The 18,515-nt window shown below is 56.3% G+C and carries 19 protein-coding genes and 1 pseudogene; 3 read left to right on the top strand and 17 right to left on the bottom strand.

The window, feature by feature from the left end; genetic code table 11:
- Positions 1-3 precede the first annotated feature (3 nt).
- The 6 genes and pseudogenes from GS636_RS08230 to GS636_RS08205 form a co-directional block, all read right to left on the bottom strand.
- Positions 4-732 carry an SDR family oxidoreductase gene (locus GS636_RS08230; RefSeq protein WP_171669105.1) on the bottom strand — a complete coding sequence of 243 codons (729 nt, stop codon included), beginning with the start codon at positions 730-732 and terminating at the stop codon, positions 4-6.
- Positions 729-2,261: an ATP-dependent RecD-like DNA helicase gene (locus tag GS636_RS08225; protein WP_171669104.1), complete on the bottom strand. Its 1,533-nt coding sequence runs from the start codon at positions 2,259-2,261 to the stop codon at positions 729-731. Before GS636_RS08225 ends, GS636_RS08230 begins: the two co-directional genes overlap by 4 nt.
- A 60-nt stretch (positions 2,262-2,321) precedes the next feature.
- Positions 2,322-2,959 (bottom strand): annotated as a pseudogene (locus tag GS636_RS08220) (acyl-homoserine-lactone synthase).
- Between the two features lie 83 nt (positions 2,960-3,042).
- Positions 3,043-3,762: a LuxR family transcriptional regulator gene (locus GS636_RS08215; RefSeq protein ID WP_171183979.1), complete on the bottom strand. Its 720-nt coding sequence runs from the start codon at positions 3,760-3,762 to the stop codon at positions 3,043-3,045.
- A 371-nt stretch (positions 3,763-4,133) separates the two neighbouring features.
- Positions 4,134-5,417 (bottom strand): crotonyl-CoA carboxylase/reductase, encoded by a 1,284-nt coding sequence (ccrA, locus tag GS636_RS08210; protein WP_171669103.1) that lies wholly within the window; start codon positions 5,415-5,417, stop codon positions 4,134-4,136.
- 137 nt (positions 5,418-5,554) lie between these two features.
- Positions 5,555-6,919, bottom strand: a complete 1,365-nt coding sequence (locus tag GS636_RS08205) for a 1-acyl-sn-glycerol-3-phosphate acyltransferase (protein WP_171669102.1) — start codon at positions 6,917-6,919, stop codon at positions 5,555-5,557.
- Positions 6,920-6,970: 51 nt separating this feature from the next.
- Between GS636_RS08205 and GS636_RS08200 the strand changes: the two genes are divergently transcribed.
- From GS636_RS08200 to deoD, 3 genes are all read left to right on the top strand, one after another.
- A complete protein-coding gene (locus GS636_RS08200; protein ID WP_256369059.1) occupies positions 6,971-9,031 on the top strand; it encodes a protein meaA in 2,061 nt (686 codons plus the stop codon).
- Positions 9,032-9,155: 124 nt separating this feature from the next.
- Complete coding sequence (locus GS636_RS08195; RefSeq protein ID WP_171093651.1) at positions 9,156-9,473, top strand: H-NS family nucleoid-associated regulatory protein; 318 nt, start codon at positions 9,156-9,158, stop codon at positions 9,471-9,473.
- Between the two features lie 18 nt (positions 9,474-9,491).
- Positions 9,492-10,202, top strand: coding sequence for a purine-nucleoside phosphorylase (deoD, locus tag GS636_RS08190; protein WP_171093653.1), 711 nt, complete (start codon positions 9,492-9,494; stop codon positions 10,200-10,202).
- A 33-nt stretch (positions 10,203-10,235) separates the two neighbouring features.
- Here deoD and GS636_RS08185 read toward each other — a convergent pair whose 3' ends face one another.
- From GS636_RS08185 to GS636_RS08135, 11 genes are all read right to left on the bottom strand, one after another.
- The gene (locus tag GS636_RS08185) at positions 10,236-11,099 is read right to left on the bottom strand and encodes a DUF1989 domain-containing protein (protein ID WP_171669100.1); all 864 of its coding nucleotides are present in this window, start codon (positions 11,097-11,099) and stop codon (positions 10,236-10,238) included.
- 288 nt (positions 11,100-11,387) lie between these two features.
- Positions 11,388-11,528 (bottom strand): hypothetical protein, encoded by a 141-nt coding sequence (locus GS636_RS08180; protein ID WP_171093657.1) that lies wholly within the window; start codon positions 11,526-11,528, stop codon positions 11,388-11,390.
- A gap of 122 nt (positions 11,529-11,650) precedes the next feature.
- Entirely contained in the window at positions 11,651-12,430 is a 780-nt protein-coding gene (locus GS636_RS08175) for a succinate dehydrogenase iron-sulfur subunit (RefSeq protein WP_152456842.1), read from the bottom strand.
- 31 nt (positions 12,431-12,461) lie between these two features.
- Positions 12,462-13,088: a sulfotransferase gene (locus GS636_RS08170; protein WP_171234941.1), complete on the bottom strand. Its 627-nt coding sequence runs from the start codon at positions 13,086-13,088 to the stop codon at positions 12,462-12,464.
- 95 nt (positions 13,089-13,183) lie between these two features.
- Positions 13,184-14,989, bottom strand: coding sequence for a succinate dehydrogenase flavoprotein subunit (gene sdhA / locus GS636_RS08165; RefSeq protein ID WP_171620958.1), 1,806 nt, complete (start codon positions 14,987-14,989; stop codon positions 13,184-13,186).
- A gap of 18 nt (positions 14,990-15,007) precedes the next feature.
- Complete coding sequence (gene sdhD, locus GS636_RS08160) at positions 15,008-15,379, bottom strand: succinate dehydrogenase, hydrophobic membrane anchor protein (RefSeq protein ID WP_050604070.1); 372 nt, start codon at positions 15,377-15,379, stop codon at positions 15,008-15,010.
- A gap of 13 nt (positions 15,380-15,392) precedes the next feature.
- Positions 15,393-15,779: a succinate dehydrogenase, cytochrome b556 subunit gene (sdhC, locus tag GS636_RS08155; protein ID WP_171669099.1), complete on the bottom strand. Its 387-nt coding sequence runs from the start codon at positions 15,777-15,779 to the stop codon at positions 15,393-15,395.
- 215 nt (positions 15,780-15,994) lie between these two features.
- Entirely contained in the window at positions 15,995-16,657 is a 663-nt protein-coding gene (locus tag GS636_RS08150; RefSeq protein WP_171669098.1) for a DUF1194 domain-containing protein, read from the bottom strand.
- A gap of 54 nt (positions 16,658-16,711) precedes the next feature.
- Positions 16,712-17,740, bottom strand: a complete 1,029-nt coding sequence (locus tag GS636_RS08145) for a MaoC family dehydratase (protein ID WP_171669097.1) — start codon at positions 17,738-17,740, stop codon at positions 16,712-16,714.
- Positions 17,740-17,946, bottom strand: coding sequence for a DUF1737 domain-containing protein (locus tag GS636_RS08140; RefSeq protein ID WP_171093669.1), 207 nt, complete (start codon positions 17,944-17,946; stop codon positions 17,740-17,742). The genes GS636_RS08145 and GS636_RS08140 overlap by 1 nt, the downstream gene beginning before the upstream one ends.
- A 12-nt stretch (positions 17,947-17,958) precedes the next feature.
- Complete coding sequence (locus GS636_RS08135; protein WP_171669096.1) at positions 17,959-18,513, bottom strand: NnrU family protein; 555 nt, start codon at positions 18,511-18,513, stop codon at positions 17,959-17,961.
- Positions 18,514-18,515: the final 2 nt, after the last annotated feature.

Raw genomic sequence — 18,515 nt, 5'->3', positions numbered from 1 at the left:
CGGTTATCCCCTGCCGATATAGGGCATGGTCGTCGCCATGACGGTCATGAACTGAACATTCGCCTCGGGCGGCAGGGTTGCCATATGCAGAACAGATCGCGCCGCGTCTTCGACGGCCATGGTCGGGTCAGGCGTTTCCCCCGCCGCCTGCGCCGCGTCCACCAGCCCCTGAACCATCTGTGTCCGGGCGTTCCCGATGTCGATCTGCCCGCAGGCTATTCCAAAGCACCGCCCATCCAGAGACAGGCTGCGGGTCAGCCCGGTAATTGCATGTTTAGTCGCCGAATAATGCACAGAGTTCGGACGCGGAACATGGGCGGCAATCGAGCCGTTATTGATAATGCGTCCGCCCTGAGGGTCCTGATGCCGCATGATCCCAAAGGCTTCGCGTGCGCACAGGAACATGCCGTTCAGGTTGACGTTGACGCTTTGATACCAATCCTCCAGCGCAATTTCGTCGATAGTACCGCCCGGTGCAAAGATGCCTGCGTTGTTGAACAAGACATCCAGACGACCAACCTCGTCCGTAAACTTTCGGAACGCAGTCTTCACTGCCTCAGGCTCTGTTACGTCCGCAGGCAGCGCAACGGCGTTGCCGTGCTTTTGTGCCAGGGCATTCAGCTTATCCGCACTGCGTGCCAACACGCCGACGGTCCACCCCTGGGCCAGGAACAGTTCCGCCGTGGCCAGTCCTATACCAGAGCTTGCGCCGGTAACGATAATGGATGTCATGTCTCTTCCGCCTCCAATGTCAGTGACGCCGCCGGGACAGCCCGCAGGTCGTCCACTCGCAGCGGATAAGTTGGCTTCGACAATCGGTTGCGGACGACCCAGATCAGACGTTCCTGCGCGCGCGTGATCGCCACATAAGCCAAACGTTTCCACAAGGGTTGTCCTGCCTCGGTCCGGCCCATTCGGGCTGCGGCGTAGATGTCCGGTGCAAAAACCTGAACCGTGTCCCACTGAGAACCTTGCGCCTTATGTATCGTCACTGCCGCACCGTGCAGGAACGTTGCGCCCATACGCGCCGCAAAGGGAATGAACGGTTCTTCCTCATCCGGCTTCTCGATCTGGACAATCGACGCCGCGCTGACCTGAGGGTCTTCGGCACCCATCACATGCAGCCGCGAGAATCCCGGCTTTCGCCCCGGCCCCAGGTACACCACCTGAGCCCCCTTGATCAGCCCACGCGCCTCAAGATCCAGCCGTTTCTTGCGATGTTTCAAAGGCAGTTCGATCCCGTCGCAAATCAGCGGTTCCCCTTCCAATAACTCGGTCTCTGGTGCGCCATGGACGTTCCTGAACGCCTGAATAAGTCGAATGCGTGTTGCGTTGCGCCAAACCAAAACCGGGCTGCGCGCCATCAGGTCGACTTCGACCCGCTGCCCCCAGACCACCCTGTCGTCACGGCGCGCCGTCTCTTCGACCAAACGCTCGAAGTCTTCAAACCCCATCGCCGAGTCAGCCAGAGCATGGGCCAGATCAAGGATTGGGTTGTCTGCATCCTGTCTGTGAACGCGTTGAAGCGTCAGTTTTCTGGGTTCGGGCAAGGACTCAAAAACCATGCTGCCCGATTGATTTACCGGTGCCAGCTGTGCCGGATCACCGAATAACAAAAGGGTTGGAAAAATCTCTTTCAGATCCTCGAATTGACGGTCGTCCAGCATCGACGCTTCATCGACAAACCCGATGTCCAAAGGTTCGTCGCGCCGTTTCCACCCCGTGATGAAATCCGATCCCCGCAATCCGGCAGCAGCCAGTGCCCCAGGCATGGACTTGTTGTTTTCGTAAAACGCCGCAGCCCGATCCAGGGCTTCATCGGTCAGTCCTTCAATCTCGGGTCGTTCGTCATTGCCCGCCAGCCATTCAGCGATGCGCTCGTATTCCGGGTCGTACACAGGCGTGTAGAGAATGCGGTGAATTGTGGTGGCGGGCACGCCGCGCAGACGCAGAACACTTGCGGCCTTGTTGGTGGGGGCCAGGATAGCAAGGCTACGCTTGTCCCTGGACTTGCGACTTTCATAGTCGCCGGACACGACCTGTACCCCGGTCTCTGCCAGCGCCTTATACAGTTCAGCCAGCAGCAGGGTTTTACCAGAACCAGCCTTGCCGATCACGGCCATTACGCCCGATTTCCCCGCCCCCGGCAGTTTGAGAAGGGCGTCATCTTCCAGATCGACACCTGCTGATCTCAGCATCTCGGCGATGCTGTCAAATGCGGCGGCCTGATCATCCGAGAAGGTTACATTTTGCAAAGACATGGCGCGACCCTACAGGGCCGCGCCGACCATCACCAGATGCGGAATGGCGTTTTCAACCGCTTATGCGGACAAGGCAAACCGGTGCTGTTTTTTGGGCCCAAACGCTGTGTTGAACCACAGGCGCGACAGTTCGCGCGGGATGCCAGCACGTTTCGCGACGCGGTTGCAATCATCCGCAGAATAAGGCCACAACCCGACCGAGATCTGATCCCGCCCACTGCCCTGAGTGCCCAAAACCTCGGGCGATGAGCCGATCAGACGATAGATACGGATCATACGCGCATCAAACACACCGGCGATGTGTGTCAAGCCAAACCCTTCCATCATCTCACCGCCGCTCAGCATAATAGCCCCGGCCGTATGAGGGCCTGCGTTGCGTGACAGGCAGAACCGTGTCACTTCCCAGATCAACGGGCTGCAAATGGGTTTGCCGCCGTTGAGATGCCCGAAAACCTCGTTGATCATCACCCGACCCGTTGTGGGCAACACCCGCATCGACCCGCCATGACTGCCGTCTGGCTCTTCCCAGATGACATAAAGCGGGTTGAGTGCGTCATACTCATCCCGCTCTTCCCCTGTTCATTGACATGGACATCCCACCCCAGCCGGGTTTTGAACTGATCCGCTCGATCCTTGAACATCCCCTCTGCCAGAGTTGGAAATCTGTGCAACTCATCGGCATATAAATAACGCAACATGACTTATTCCCCTTGTCGTCCTGTGCAGGAACGAAGGGGGTACAGAGTCGTGGTTAATATTGCGTGTGGGGTGCGCGCTGGTCTTAAACCACTATTAATCCTCGGCTGAGCGCGGTTGCGATTGCATGCGTGGTGTTATGAGCGCCCAATTTCGATCGGGCGCTTTCGATATAGACCCGCAGCGTATGCTCTGAAATCGACAGCGAATGCGCCACTTGGGCACGGCTGTAGCCCAAAGCCAAAAGGGTAATAGCGTCTATTTCCCGTGGTGACAGATTACGCGTGGAATCCGGTTGCCTGTCTTTTTCGAACTCAAGCGCTTTGCGGTTGATGAAATGCGCAACCAAAATCAAATCCCGCCCGTAGGTCGAAATAAAACGTTGCCAGGTCTGATCATCGCAACTGTGGTTTACGGTGAATAGGGCAAACTGTCCGTTCGGACCTCGGATCGGAATGGAATAGCCTTGATTGCCAACACCGTGGTTACGGGCGTCTTGAAGAAAGGATTTTGCGATCCTGCTTGACCAGTCCAGAGATTTCCAGTCGACCGGATGAAATCTTTGGAAACATCCAAGAATAACCGGATCAATCCGATGGTAGTTCTTGTCCCGATAGCGTTCGTCCCAGGTATCTGAATACGTGGTGTAACCGTACTGATCGCCCGCGCCATCAACCCAGTGATAGGTCAGATGTTCGACCTGAAGAATACTACGCAATCGCTCTGCAACGTTGCTGAGCTCTTCAAGCGTGTTGGTGTTTTCCAAATCCAGTAGGATTTGACCCAATTCGACTTCCGTTCCCATCCGCGGGCGCTCGTGCCTCGTTCTTCAGGGACGCAATCTCGGCCGCAGCGATCAGCCTTGTGTCATCCAGCTGCTCGGCAAGCGCGCTCAACCCGTTCGCAACGGCGAAAGCATTGAGGTCCGACAATACGTCCAATATCCACTCATTCTGCGCCATTAGGGTCTCTCTGAAACAGTTAACGAAGCGTTAACACAACCATAACATGTATGATCTTTTTCGACCTATTCACCGGTTTCTACTCCCCAAAAATAGCGGGGGAAGAAAATGTAAGTGTTTGAAAGTCCGAAAGGCTCTGTCAAAACGCAAAACACCCGCGAACCGGCCAGGCGATTCGCGGGTGTTTTTTTTTGTCTACTTTCCCAAAGAGGGATCAACCTGCGTCAAGAACCTCTTCAAGGGTGCGCAAGCCAGTGCGGGGTGCCTGTACAAGGACAGACATGTTGCCCGGCTTATGTTCGTTCCGCAGCATCTTCATGTGCGCCTCGGGCAGATCGTTCCAGGTGAACACTTCTGACATGCAGGGATCCAGGCGACGTTCGACCATCAGCTTGTTTGCGGCAGCCGCCTGTTTGAGATGCGCAAAGTGCGACCCTTGCAGGCGCTTTTGATGCATCCACATGTAGCGCACATCGAAGGTACAGTTGAAGCCGGTAGTGCCGGCGCAGATCACGACCATACCGCCCTTTTTGACAACAAAGGTCGAAACCGGGAACGTGCTTTCACCGGGGTGTTCAAACACCATATCCACATTGTTGCCTTTGCCGGTGATGTCCCAGATCGCCTTGCCAAACTTGCGGGCCTCTTTGAACCATTCGGCATATTCCGGCGTGTTCACCGTGGGCAATTGACCCCAGCAGTTGAAGTCCTTGCGGTTCAGAACACCCTTGGCACCCAAGCCCATGACGAAGTCGCGCTTGCTTTCGTCCGAAATCACGCCAATCGCATTTGCACCGGCCGTGTTGATCAGCTGGATCGCATAGGACCCCAGACCACCCGACGCACCCCAAACCAGAACGTTCTGGCCCGGTTTCAGATCATGCGGCTCATGGCCAAAAAGCATCCGGTAAGCGGTCGCCAGAGTCAGGGTGTAGCATGCTGCTTCTTCCCAGGTCAGATGCTTGGGGCGCGGCATCAACTGCTGTGCCTGAACGCGAGTGAACTGGCTGAACGACCCGTCCGGCGTCTCATAGCCCCAGATTCGCTGGCTGGGAGAGTACATCGGATCACCACCGTTGCATTCCTCGTCGTCGCCATCGTCCTGGTTGCAGTGGATAACGACCTCATCACCCACTTTCCACCGCTTCACCTTGTCGCCGACGGCCCAGACAATGCCTGACGCATCCGAACCGGCAATATGATAGGGGGCTTTGTGACCATCAAACGGGCTGATTGGCTGACCTAGAGCGGCCCAGACACCGTTATAGTTGACGCCAGCCGCCATCACCAGAACCAGCACCTCGTTGCTGTCCAGTTCGGGCACCTCGACCACTTCCTGCTGCATTGCAGTATTCGGCTCGCCGTGGCGCTCCTTGCGGATGGCCCAAGCATACATCTGCTTGGGGACAAATCCCATCGGAGGGATCTCACCCATTTCATAGAGGTCCTTTTCGGGTGCCTCGTACGACGCGATACCGCTTTCGGTGTCCAAAGCCATGCTGGCCTCCTTTTTCTCAATACCATTGCCGCAACGCAGAATCGCGCGCTTCACAGACTGGAATATTGACCGCCAAGTAATAATGCAACCGTTTTCGGCCTTGATTTGTAATTTTATGACCCAGCGGATGCAGAAAGTTATTTTGCAGCCGCAGTATTATCGGATTTCCTGTCGATTGGCACAGAAGCTGCATAATAGCCCAACAGATCCTCACGTTGACCTGAAAGGGTCAGATTGTCCCCCTGGCGGCTTAAGATCCTGCGCTCGACCAACTGATTCACGGCGTTATCCACTGCCGTTTCGTCCTGATCCGACGTGTGGCCGTCTTCGGCCAACATGGACAGTATTTGGGATCGAACGGCCTCTTCAGGCAAAGATCCGTTCTGTTGCAACAACCGGCAAGCCGCAGGGGCCGGAACCAGCGGGATCGCCTGCCCGATGCGTTGCATCAGTTCTCGGGCCAAATCCGTCATGACATCGTCATCGCTGACAGCGCGGAATTCCTTCAGCGAAATCGGAACTCCATATCGTACAGAGGCAACGCCAAATCGCTTGTACCGCCCGATCAGACGTCGCCAGAGCTGCTTGAGGATCCAGCGCGAGATCACGCCAATCCGAGCGCGAAACCGGCGCTCTGACCCCAAGGCAGCGCGGGTCAGGATGGTATCTTCAAGCACCCGGTCATAGTTCAGTGCGACGGGGACAAAAACCACATCACGCCCGTCGGGCGAGGTTCCATCCATAATGTATTTCAGCAAACCCAACTTTGGGCGACCCAGTGCGCCGGTCAGGCTTAAGCCGCCTTCCGGGAACATGGCTTGCGTCACACCAGCTTCGGTCGCATGGCGCACATAGCAGGACAGCACTTGCCGATAGAGCTCGCTGCCTGATTTTCGCCGAATAAAGTAAGCTCCCATCGCGCGAATCAAACGGCTTAGCGGCCAAACGCGCGCCCATTCGCCAACAGCATAAGACAAGGCTGATTGCTGTGCTGCCAGATAGGTCACAAGCACATAGTCCATATTGCTGCGATGGTTCATCACAAAAACCACGGTGGCGTCCGGATCGATGTTCTTTATCGCAGCCTCGTCTTGATGGCTGAGTCGGACTTCGTAAAACGTATTGCTCAACAGACGGGCGAGACGGATGGCAAAGCTGAAATACGCAAAAGCGGAAAACGACGGAACAATCTCGCGCGCATAGCGACGGGCTTTTTCAAAAGCGACCGCCTCGGGAATGCCTTCGTCCTGCGCATGTTGTTGAACCGCACGCCCGACCTGAGGGTCGTAAATCAACTGCTGAATCATGTCGTGTCGCCGCGCCAGCTTAAACGGCTGGATAGGACGTTGAAGCCTTTGATTCAGGCGCGAAACGGCGCGTTCCAACCTGCGGCGAAAAAACCAACGCACCGAAGGGAACAGGAAATGCGAAGCAAAAGTGACCATGGCAAAGACCACGATCAGCAGGAAAAGCCAAAGCGGAAGTTCCACGGTTTGCGTCATGGCGGCACATTGCCACCAATCGCAACTGCCCACAATCTGAACAATTAATGGATGCCGCAACGCAGCGAATTGACATGTCCCAAAAATTGCGCTTTAGAACCCCAAGACGTAATTTTATTGCCCACCGAAACGCGAGGCCCCGCTATGACGCAGACGCAGAAAGATCGCCCCTGGCTCATCCGAACCTATGCCGGTCATTCCACGGCCAAAGCCTCGAACGCGCTTTACCGGGGGAACCTGGCGAAAGGGCAAACCGGTCTGTCCGTGGCCTTCGATCTGCCGACGCAAACGGGCTATGACAGCGACCACACCTTGGCGCGCGGTGAAGTCGGTAAAGTAGGTGTTCCCGTTTGTCATCTGGGCGACATGCGGGTTCTGTTCGACCAAATCCCGCTTGAGCAGATGAACACCTCGATGACGATCAACGCCACTGCCCCATGGCTTTTGGCGCTTTATATCGCTGTCGCGGAAGAGCAAGGCGCAGACGTGTCGAAATTGCAGGGCACGGTTCAGAATGACCTGATCAAGGAATATCTGAGCCGCGGCACCTATGTTTGCCCGCCCAAACCGTCGCTCAAGATGATCGCGGACGTGGCCGAGTATTGCTATACCAACGTTCCCAAGTGGAACCCGATGAACGTGTGCTCGTACCACCTGCAGGAAGCTGGCGCGACACCGGAACAGGAACTGGCCTATGCGTTGGCCACTGCCATCGCCGTGTTGGACGAACTGCGCCCGCGCGTACCGGCAGAAGATTTTCCAGCGCTGTGCGGTCGGATTTCGTTTTTCGTAAACGCGGGTATCCGTTTTGTTACCGAAATGTGCAAGATGCGCGCCTTTGTGGATCTTTGGGACGAGATTCTGCAACAACGCTATGGTGTCGAGAACCCCAAATTCCGCCGATTCCGCTATGGCGTTCAGGTGAACTCGCTGGGTCTGACCGAACAACAGCCTGAAAACAACGTCTATCGCATCCTGATCGAGATGCTGGCAGTGACGCTGTCGAAAAACGCGCGCGCCCGTGCGGTGCAGTTGCCTGCGTGGAACGAGGCACTTGGCCTGCCGCGCCCCTGGGATCAGCAATGGTCGATGCGGATGCAGCAAATTCTGGCCTATGAGACTGACCTGTTGGAATTCGACGATTTGTTCGATGGCAACCCCGCCGTCGATGCCAAAGTTGAAGACCTGAAAACAGGTGCGCGGGCCGAGTTGGCAAACCTGGACTCGATGGGTGGCGCGGTAGCTTCCATCGAGTACATGAAATCCCGCCTCGTAGACTCGAACGCAGACCGACTGAACCGGATCGAACGGAACGAAACCGTTGTTGTTGGTGTGAACAAATGGATTGAAGGTGAGGCCTCACCTTTGCAGACCGAAGATGGCGGCATCATGGTTGTCGATCCTGCGGTTGAACAAGAACAGATCGATCGCCTGAGCCAATGGCGTGCAGAACGCGACGACGCAGCAGTCACGGCAGCCTTGGCAGCCTTGCGCGAAGCAGCGCAGACCGGAGCCAACGTGATGGAACCCTCGATCGTTGCGGCCAAGGCAGGCGTCACCACAGGCGAATGGGCGGAAGAGATGCGCAAAGTCTATGGCACCTATCGCGGTCCAACGGGCGTTTCAGGCTCGGTTTCAAACAAAACCGAAGGGTTGGACGATCTGCGCGCTGCGGTCGACGCGGTCAGTGACAAACTGGGTCGTCGTCTCAAGTTCCTGGTCGGCAAACCCGGATTGGATGGCCATTCCAACGGGGCCGAACAGATCGCCTTCCGTGCGCGAGATTGCGGTATGGACATCAGCTATGAGGGCATCCGCCTGACCCCAGAGGAAATCGTGGACGCCGCGCGCGAAGACGACGCGCATGTGATCGGCCTGTCCATCCTGTCCGGCAGCCACCTGCCGCTGGTCGAAGAGGTATTGTCACGCCTGCAAAAAGAAGGGCTGTCCCATATTCCGGTTGTTGTCGGTGGGATTATTCCCGATGAAGATGCCGAAAAATTGAAAGCCATGGGGGTGGCCAAGGTTTACACCCCTAAGAACTTTGAATTGAACGCAATTATGGGCGATATCGTTGTTTTGGCAGACCCCAAGACGCTTGCCGCTGAATAATTGAGGCGTTTACTTCTTTTTTCCCCGTTTCTGTCCTTTAAATCTTTGGGATGGAATAATCCTGTTTTTGGAAATACGGTGCGCGCCAATACGCACCGTATTTTAATTCAATCGGAGAGGACTGATGGGGATCAATCTGGAACAAATGTCGCGAAAAGAACTGTTATCTTTACGTGATGAAATAGAAAAAGCGCTTGTCAGCGCCGAAAAACGCGAACGGCAAGAGGCTTTGAAAGCGGCAGAAAAAGCCGCAGCAGAGTTCGGTTTTTCGTTGTCTGAATTGTCCAGCGATGCGCCACGTGGCGGAAAAACGCCTAAAACCAAAGCAAAGTATCGCAACCCGTCGAACCCGGAACAGACCTGGACGGGGCGCGGCCGCAAACCTCAATGGGTGCATGACGCCTTAAAAGCTGGTGCGGATATTTCCGAACTGGAAATTTGATCAAGGTAAATTGAACAAATGACCATTCACATTGGCGCTGAAAAAGGCGAAATCGCAGAAACGGTTCTTTTGCCCGGAGATCCTTATCGGGCCAAATGGGCTGCTGAAACGTTTTTGACAGATGTAAAGCAGGTCAATGACGTTCGTGGAATGCTTGGCTTTACCGGAAAATGGAAAGGAAACCCTGTTACTATTCAGGGCAGTGGTATGGGGATGCCCTCTCTTTCCATTTACGTGAATGAACTGATCCGCGATTACGATGCTAAAACTCTGATCCGTATCGGCTCATGTGGCGGCATGCAGGACAGCGTTAAAGTGCGTGATGTCATTCTGGCAATGACATCAACTACGCTCGGCACCCCTTCGCGGGGCATCATGAAAGAGCTGAACTTTGCGCCCTGCGCCGACTGGGGTTTGTTGCAGGCGGCGGCAGCAGCGGCAGCGGCCAAAGGAACACCGACGCATGTTGGCGGGATATACTCCTCCGACGTCTTTTATGACGAGCGCCCGGATCTGAACGAGCAGATGGTGCGTCACGGCATTCTGGGCGTCGAAATGGAAGCTGCAGAGCTGTACATTCTGGCGGCACGCCACAAATGCCGGGCATTGGCCGTACTCACTGTTTCCGATCACCTTTTGACCGGAGAAGCTCTGCCGTCGTCTGAACGCGAGCGCAGCTTTGGTGACATGGTGGAAATCGCCCTTCAGGCGGCTTTCCCGAACACCTGACAATAGGCAGGCACCACTCGGTGCCTGACAGTTTTATCGCCCGTGCGTGCCATCATATTCATTGCGCGCCGGGCTTTGCCATCCCTTCAAATCACCTTCAGCCGGCGCGAATGTTTCGACCAGCAGCGGGAAACAAGCAGCTGTGTCCGAGGAATGCTCGGACGAACAATCCCCGCCCGGGCAAGCACTCAGATTGCCGAGCAGATCAATCTCGGCAAAGAACTCAAGATAATCACCCGGGCGCACGGGTGAGGCTTTCATAAAGTACTGACCTGTATCGCGCGTAAACCCGGTGCACATAAAGACGTTCAGTACGTCATGCACTGCAAGTTCGGCCTCGGCCAGCGGAAGATCCAGATGGTCCGCAAGCGCGCGGGTCAGGTTTGAATGGCAGCAGTGGTGGTATTGCGTACCCGACAACAGGTTGCCCGTATACGGATCGCACCGCGTACCGATAACGTCATGGACCGACCCGCCAAAGGCGTCGATCCCGTACCATTCCAGCGTGTCTTCAACGATCGTGGCCATAGGACGCAGATGGGGAAAGCTGGACCACATCTGTTCTCCGGTGGTCAGATGCGTTCCATGCAGGGCGCGGGTTTTACCTGAATAGAAACGCTCGGACAGGTCATTGCGATTCCATATGTTCAAATCACCGACCTGAGGGCCTTCGACGGACGTGATACGAAAAAAGTGCCCTGCCGGCACCTCAAAACAGCGCGCATCGCGCGGAGGAACCAGAACCTCGCCCGTTTTGATTGCGCCTTGGCGCAGGGTTCGCATCCACGACACATCAGGTCGCGGTAACGCGTCGTTCGGGTAACAGATTACGGGGGCCAGCGCGCGACGCGCCTCAGCATCTTCGGGAACAGGGATAGGGCGTTCAGAACGTGTCATGCGATGCAGACTGGCGCATAACTCTGCCTGCGAAAAGCAGATAATTAATTGTCGCGCGCCCTCGAACACTGCAAAGGCTGGTCCTGAGAAGTGATTTCAGCGCCGCAGAAGCTGCACCGCCAGACGCCATGGCTTTTGTCCTGGCGCCACCGACAATTACGCGTCAGCGTAGAATGACGTGCGCGCCAGACAAAATAGCCGAATACACCGGCCGCCAGCAGAAGCAGAAGAACAGGCATTGCCTTGCTTTGCCGATTAGCCGTCGTAATTCAAGTCTTTCGGCCCGTATCAGGCTGCGTTTGCGTATTCGAACAACTCAGGCTCTTTGTCAGCTTTCACGGGTTCTGGCACGTAATACGCCCATGCCTGCTCAAGCAGTTCCAACGCTTCTTTCGCGTCGGTTTTTTGTTTGGAAGTGTCTTTGCTCATTGGAGTGATCCTGACTTAATCTCATCACTCCTCCCTGCTCAAAAAAATAAGGCAACGCAGCCGGGGCTGCATCGCCTAAATTTGCAAGTTTGACATGCGCTTAACGCAAAACGCAGTGGCGCTTAAACAGCGCGTTCGACCATCATCTTTTTGATTTCAGCAATCGCCTTGGCCGGGTTCAAACCTTTGGGGCAGGTCTTGGCGCAATTCATGATGGTGTGACAGCGATACAGCTTGAACGGATCTTCCAGCTCATCCAGACGTTCGCCTGTGGCCTCATCGCGGCTGTCGATAATCCAGCGATACGCATGCAGCAACGCGGCGGGGCCAAGATACCGGTCACCGTTCCACCAATAGCTGGGGCACGAGGTTGAGCAGCTGGCGCACATCACGCATTCATAGAGACCATCCAGTTTCTTGCGGTCCTCAATCGACTGCTTCCATTCCTTCGCGGGACGGTTGGTCTTGGTTTCCAGCCAAGGCATGATCGAAGCATGCTGCGCATAGAAATGGGTCAGATCAGGGATCAGGTCCTTGACCACTGGCATATGCGGCAGCGGATAGATCTTCACGTCGCCCTTGATCTCGTCCATGCCGTAAATGCAGGCCAACGTGTTGATCCCGTCGATATTCATCGCACAAGAGCCACAGATGCCTTCGCGGCAAGACCGGCGGAAGGTCAACGTTGGGTCGATCTCGTTCTTGATCTTGATCAGCGCGTCCAGAACCATCGGGCCGCATGTATCCATGTCGACGAAATAGGTATCAACACGCGGGTTCTGACCGTCATCGGGGTTCCAGCGATAGATCTGGAACTTGCGCACATTGGTGGCACCGTCCGGCTTGGGCCAGGTCTTGCCGGTGGTAATCCGGGAATTCTTGGGCAGGGTCAGTTGAACCATGTCAATTCTCCATTCAGCACAAGGCCGCCTTTCAGCCTGTCCGGGCGCGATCAGACGCCCCTCGATTATAATGCCCCCAGTGGGCAATGTTCACGTCGAAATCCGGCGAGAGCCAGTCCGCAACGCGTTGTGGGTCATCTTTGTCGATATCATAGCGCAGGAAGCGAGGATTTCCGTCGAAATAGGTTTCGACCTCGGTGTGGTGCACATCGTACATATGCGCCCAACCCTGTTTCACCTCATTAGCTGTCTGTCCGTTGGCCTTGCAGCATCGCTCCAGATAGCCGCCACTGGAATGGCTGGCCCTTGAGTTGATCCAATCCTCGCGATTGCGCGTATTCAGCAAAAAGTATGCGCTTGGATAAGCCGCGTGCAGCTCGCGAAAGAAACGCGAACCGTCCAGCATGAAGCGCGAATTGACAAAGGCAATGTCGGTGAAGGCCCTTACCGCGCCGAACCCATCCAAGGGCCTGCGCCCCATGGCAATATTGGTCATCATGCGATGCGCAAGGTTTTGGCCTTGCTCATCTTCCCAATGCACGGATGGGATTCCGCTGTTATGGAACAGCTTATGAAACGAGGTCGTCGCACAGCGATTCAACCCGATCAGGATTATCTTTGGATCGCTTGACCCCGACTTCAAAACTTCGACCGTCATGACAAGCACCACGCACGCGCCATCCGCAGGCTGATTGCCTGCATCAGGATCACGGGTATTTGGCGCTTGTGCGTCATTGCCTGCTTTCCCTGCCCCTAGAACGTCCGCGCTTTGGGCGCGATTTTCTGCAGGCTAATACCGCCTTGGTCCTCGGTCGTCAGCGGATCAACGATGACCGGGCGATAGCTCAGCTCAACTGCGTTGCCCTCAACCCGGCTGACCGTGTGAACGCGCCAGTTTTCATCGTCACGTTCGCTGAAGTCCTCGTGCGCGTGGGCACCACGGGATTCCTTACGGGCCTCAGCACCGACGATGGTCGCCAACGCGTTGGGCATCAGGTTGGCCAGTTCCAACGTTTCCATCAGATCGCTGTTCCATACCAGAGACCGGTCAGTGACTTGCAGATCGTCCATCTTAGCGGCAATCGCCGTCATCTTTTCAACGCCCTCGGCCATAGTTTTGGCCGTACGGAACACAGCGGCATCGGCTTGCATGGTTTTCTGCATCTCAAGCCGCAATTCTGCCGTCGGGACCGAGCCGCTGGCATTGCGGACCGCATCGAACCGATCAAAGGCTTTGTCGACCGACGCCTGATTCAGAACCGGGTTCGGCGCTTCGGCATCCACGACTTTGCCAGCGCGGATCGCGGCGGCGCGGCCAAACACCACGAGGTCGATCAGCGAGTTAGATCCCAGACGGTTCGCACCGTGGACCGAGGCACAACCCGCTTCACCCACGGCCATCAAGCCGGGGACAACAGCCGTTGGGTCGTCGGCGGTGGGGTTCAGAACCTCACCCCAATAGTTGGTCGGAATGCCACCCATGTTGTAGTGAACGGTCGGTAGAACCGGGATTGGTTCCTTGGTCACGTCGACACCCGCAAAAATCTTTGCACTTTCCGAGATACCCGGCAAACGCTCTGCCAGAGCTTCAGCAGGCAAATGCGACAGGTTCAGGTGGATGTGATCCCCTTCCGCGCCGACACCGCGACCTTCTCGGATCTCCATCGTCATTGAGCGCGAGACATAGTCACGAGGCGCGAGGTCCTTGTATTGAGGCGCATAACGCTCCATGAACCGTTCGCCTTCCGAGTTGGTGAGGTATCCACCCTCGCCCCGAGCACCTTCGGTGATCAGACAGCCCGAGCCGTAGATGCCGGTCGGGTGGAACTGCACGAACTCCATATCCTGCAGGGCCAGACCTGCGCGGGCCACCATACCGCCACCGTCACCGGTACAGGTATGGGCCGAAGTCGCGCTGAAATAGGCGCGGCCATAGCCGCCGGTCGCCAGAACAACCATTTTGGCGTTGAAGACATGCATCGTGCCGTCGTCCAGCTTCCAGCAGACGACGCCCTGACATTGCCCATCCTCGGACATGATCAAATCGATGGCGAAATATTCGATGTAGAACTCGGCGTTGTTCTTCAGCGACTGACCGTACAGCGTATGCAGGATCGCGTGGCCAGTCCGGTCGGCGGCAGCGCAGGTCCGCTGCACGGCGGGGCCTTCACCAAACTCGGTTGTGTGACCGCCGAACGGGCGCTGATAGATCTTGCCTTCTTCAGTGCGGCTGAAGGGCACGCCATAATGCTCCAACTCGTACACGGCTTTGGGCGCTTCGCGCGCGAGGTACTCCATCGCGTCTGTGTCACCCAGCCAATCAGACCCTTTGACAGTATCGTACATGTGCCACTGCCAGTGGTCGGGACCCATGTTCGACAAGGACGCCGCGATACCACCCTGAGCCGCCACTGTGTGCGATCGGGTTGGGAAAACCTTGGTCACGCACGCGGTGCGCAACCCCTGTTCTGCCATACCCAACGTTGCCCGCAGACCGGCCCCACCGGCGCCGACAACGACCACGTCATAATCATGCGTTTCGTATTCGTATGCAGCCATTTCTTTCAGCTCCGGGAATTAAAGGGCAATACGTGCGATGGCGAAGATGCCAGCCGCTGCTGCGCCGTATGACAGGCAGGTCACCAGAATGATCAGGACCTTTTCAAGCGTGCCGTGAACATAGTCTTCCAACATCACCTGCGCGCCATCTGCGAAGTGTTTGAAGCCAACCGCCAGCGTCAGCGCTGCAACAATCGCAGGGAAGGGCCGTGAATAGTAGTCCAGAACCACATCAAACGGCTGACCCAGAACCGGGCCAAACGTGAAGACAAACAAAGGCACGAGGATCAGCAGCGCCACCGAGCTGACTTTCATGGCCCAGAAATGGGCGGTGCCGGATTTCGCCGAGCCAAGGCCAGCGGCGCGTTTGCGGTCGGTCAGATAACGCATCTCAGTCCTCCAATCACGCGACGATGACAAGGGTCAGAAGGGTCAACACAACCGACCCGATGACAACGGCCCAACCCAGTTTGGTCGCTGTTGGAAGGTCCAAGCCAAGCGCATTGTCCCAGATCAGGTGCCGCACACCGGCCAGCGCGTGATACCACAGGCCCCAAACGGAAAGAGCCATCACCAGATCCCCGATCATCGAGGTGATTACCCCGTTCGCTATGGCAAACGCTTCGGGCGATGTGGCAGCGGCCAGGAACCACCAAACGATCAGCAGGCCCGCGACTAGTAAGGCGTTTCCTGTGATACGGGTCAGGATAGATGTGACCGACGTCAGCTGTGGACGATAGATCGACAGATGCGGCGAAAGTGGGCGATTGCCCCGATTTACATCGGCCATGGCGGCTCCTTTTCGGTTGGCTACCGAACGTTTTACTGTTTTTTGCGACACTGTCACGTGCTGCGGCTGCAAAATACAGCAAATTCGGCTCAAACCGGCGGATATTCCCAATATGTGATCACACAAAATAATGTCGTGATCACATATGACATTCCCCTTCATCAATGTTAGCGATTTCAAAGGCAAAAGGATGTGATCACGAATCTTTTGACGCGTCACTTAAGCCCTGCGGTTTGCTGCGTCACTTCGCGCAACAGTTTTCTGCGAATTCGTTCCGGGTAATCGGCAAATCCGGCTGCTGAAACTACAAATGCACCTTCACCCACAATGACATTCTCAAAGAAATATGCTGTCAGGTCCGGCTCACTCTCCTCAATGGCCAGGGCGTTGACGACAACGCCTCTGTCCCGCAGGGCGGCGTGAACTTGCGTCGGCTCGACGCCTTCATTGGATACCCCGTCGCCGGACAAATCGATCAGATGTCGGGTGCAGTGGGACACAGGCTCGAAGGAGTCGAGCGTTGTCTGAAGCGCTTCCCCAATCGCGGTTGAAAAGTTCCGCCAGATGCGCGGATCCTCAGAAACCTGTTCCGCAAACCGATCCAAAGCTGCGAAACTGTCGATACGAGTCCAGGGGATCGTGATCCGCTGACGCGACGACCCGGTCCATTGCACCAGCATCAACTGCGCCTGACCGCGGACCAATGCCTCGGATACGATCGGGTCGCGCAGTCCAGCGGCCAGACCGTCCATCTGGATGCGGTACTCGCTGCCGTCGACCGAGCCAGACACATCTACGGCCAAGGCCAAAGCCAGATCACAGGCTTGGGCTGCGGCTGCCAGAAACAGACTGGCCACTATCGCGCCAAGGGTTTGCATGGTGCAAACCTAGCACGGCTTGCACGCATTGCATTCACATAACTGTCAGTTCGCCTATTGCGGCATCAGTGCCCAATAATCGAGGTCCAGAAGTACGTCCGACACGTACCGACCCTCGTCATTTTTTAACGCGAATGGTGCGCCTCCTTTGGTGGCGACCAGACGCAACCGGATCGCCCCCACGCCGGGTACGCCAGTCTCGGCCTTGTCCAGAACCTCGGACCACGCTTTGATGGTATCACCTGCAAAACAAGGGTTGGCATGCGCGCCACCATTCAGGCCAACGATCATCTGCGCATTTGCCAAACCGTTAAAGGACAGGGTGCGCGCCATCGAAATGACATGACCCCCATAGATCAGGCGGCCTTCAGGTCGAAACGTCAGGTCGAAATGCACTTTGGCGGTATTCTGCCACAAGCGCGTGGCCAACATATGCTCGGCCTCTTCAACGGTCACACCGTCCACGTGGTCGATGGTCTCGCCGATGTCATAATCGCCCCAGCGATGCGGCTCACCAGCCAACGCAAAATCGTAGTTCGAGAAATCAAGGCCCTCGGGCACGATAAGGTCCTGAGGATCAAGAGCCTTCTTCAACTCGGGAACAACTGTCTCAGGCGCAGGTGCATCGACATTTGCTTTGCGCACCATAACCCAACGAACGTATTCGATGACCAACTCGTCCAACTGGTTCAGCCCGCGGGTACGTACCCAGACAACACCGGTTTTCCCGTTCGAGTTCTGCTTGACCCCGATCACCTCGGACACCGAACGCAACGTGTCGCCTGCATAGACGGGCTTTAGCCAACGCCCTTCGGCATAACCAAGATTGGCAACTGCATTCAACGAAACATCGGGCACCGTTTTGCCAAACACCAAATGGAAGGCCGCCAGATCATCGATCGGGCTTTCCGGCAAACCACAATCCCGAGCAAATTCATCCGAGGAATACAGCGCATGACGCGCGGGATAGAGCGCGTGATACAAACCACGCTCTCCTTCGGTCACCGTGCGCGGTACGGCATGTTGCAGCACCTGTCCGACGGCGTAGTCCTCGAAAAAACGTCCCGGATTTGTCTTTGCCATCACTGCTGTCCCAGTTTCATTTCGGGGGAATAGTCGGCCTCGACCTCTTTGGTCACAGCCTGCGCACAACGCATCACGTTGTTTGCTGTGTCGAAGGCATAGGACGGGTCGCCATACAGTTCCCACCCTTTGGCCAGCGCGTCCGACACTTTGTGACAGAAGGCAGACGTGTCTTCTTCGGTCAACAAACGATAGAGTTTTGCCATTGCCTGAGGTCCTTATGAGCCGAACGGAGACGGGCCGACCAGCCCATGGATATAGCCGATAATCCCCAACAGGACGATCGAGGCCACAAAGAACATCGCGTCCTTACCGTAAGTTCCGGGTTCAGCCGGGCTCCATTCGGGTTCGGACTTGTTGATCACGATCACCTCGACCACGGCCCATGCCAAAAGCCCGCCAAACAGGATGATCGAAGCCAGATCGCCGTTCACCAGCAAATGCGCAAAGGCCCACAGCTTGAAGCCGCCCAGCATCGGATGGCGCAGCTTGTTCAGCAAACGGCCTTTTGTTCCAGCAGGGCTCATCATGTAGATCGCGATCAGCACCAACAGGTTGTTGACGTGGATCAGAAAGGTCGGCGGCGCCCAGACAAAGATGAAATCTGTCATTCGGTAGCCGAAGATCATCAACAGAATCGACGCGACCAGGGCCAAAGCAACGGCACCCTTACCCCCGTCGCCCATCGCGGCCCGGCGTTCAGGCGCCACGCGCTTGAATAGATGCGCCGCCCACCACAGCGCCACGCCGAGAATTAAAAGAACAAAGCCCATGC

The sequence above is a fragment of the Ruegeria sp. HKCCD4884 genome (assembly GCF_013110855.1).
In the GTDB taxonomy this organism is placed as follows: domain Bacteria; phylum Pseudomonadota; class Alphaproteobacteria; order Rhodobacterales; family Rhodobacteraceae; genus Ruegeria.
Note: the sequence above shows the minus strand (reverse complement) of the source record. Positions and strands in the feature narration are given on the sequence as shown.

Excerpts from the sequence above, each read along its gene's own strand:
- GS636_RS08230 (WP_171669105.1), bottom strand. The coding sequence starts at position 732 with ATGACATCCATTATCGTTACCGGCGCAAGCTCTGGTATAGGACTGGCC.
- GS636_RS08225 (WP_171669104.1), bottom strand. The coding sequence starts at position 2,261 with ATGTCTTTGCAAAATGTAACCTTCTCGGATGATCAGGCCGCCGCATTT.
- GS636_RS08215 (WP_171183979.1), bottom strand. The coding sequence starts at position 3,762 with ATGGGAACGGAAGTCGAATTGGGTCAAATCCTACTGGATTTGGAAAAC.
- ccrA (WP_171669103.1), bottom strand. The coding sequence starts at position 5,417 with ATGGCTTTGGACACCGAAAGCGGTATCGCGTCGTACGAGGCACCCGAA.
- GS636_RS08205 (WP_171669102.1), bottom strand. The coding sequence starts at position 6,919 with ATGACGCAAACCGTGGAACTTCCGCTTTGGCTTTTCCTGCTGATCGTG.
- GS636_RS08200 (WP_256369059.1), top strand. The coding sequence starts at position 6,971 with ATGCCGCAACGCAGCGAATTGACATGTCCCAAAAATTGCGCTTTAGAA.
- GS636_RS08195 (WP_171093651.1), top strand. The coding sequence starts at position 9,156 with ATGGGGATCAATCTGGAACAAATGTCGCGAAAAGAACTGTTATCTTTA.
- deoD (WP_171093653.1), top strand. The coding sequence starts at position 9,492 with ATGACCATTCACATTGGCGCTGAAAAAGGCGAAATCGCAGAAACGGTT.
- GS636_RS08185 (WP_171669100.1), bottom strand. The coding sequence starts at position 11,099 with ATGACACGTTCTGAACGCCCTATCCCTGTTCCCGAAGATGCTGAGGCG.
- GS636_RS08180 (WP_171093657.1), bottom strand. The coding sequence starts at position 11,528 with ATGAGCAAAGACACTTCCAAACAAAAAACCGACGCGAAAGAAGCGTTG.
- GS636_RS08175 (WP_152456842.1), bottom strand. The coding sequence starts at position 12,430 with ATGGTTCAACTGACCCTGCCCAAGAATTCCCGGATTACCACCGGCAAG.
- GS636_RS08170 (WP_171234941.1), bottom strand. The coding sequence starts at position 13,088 with ATGACGGTCGAAGTTTTGAAGTCGGGGTCAAGCGATCCAAAGATAATC.
- sdhA (WP_171620958.1), bottom strand. The coding sequence starts at position 14,989 with ATGGCTGCATACGAATACGAAACGCATGATTATGACGTGGTCGTTGTC.
- sdhD (WP_050604070.1), bottom strand. The coding sequence starts at position 15,379 with ATGCGTTATCTGACCGACCGCAAACGCGCCGCTGGCCTTGGCTCGGCG.
- sdhC (WP_171669099.1), bottom strand. The coding sequence starts at position 15,779 with ATGGCCGATGTAAATCGGGGCAATCGCCCACTTTCGCCGCATCTGTCG.
- GS636_RS08150 (WP_171669098.1), bottom strand. The coding sequence starts at position 16,657 with ATGCAAACCCTTGGCGCGATAGTGGCCAGTCTGTTTCTGGCAGCCGCA.
- GS636_RS08145 (WP_171669097.1), bottom strand. The coding sequence starts at position 17,740 with ATGGCAAAGACAAATCCGGGACGTTTTTTCGAGGACTACGCCGTCGGA.
- GS636_RS08140 (WP_171093669.1), bottom strand. The coding sequence starts at position 17,946 with ATGGCAAAACTCTATCGTTTGTTGACCGAAGAAGACACGTCTGCCTTC.
- GS636_RS08135 (WP_171669096.1), bottom strand. The coding sequence starts at position 18,513 with ATGGGCTTTGTTCTTTTAATTCTCGGCGTGGCGCTGTGGTGGGCGGCG.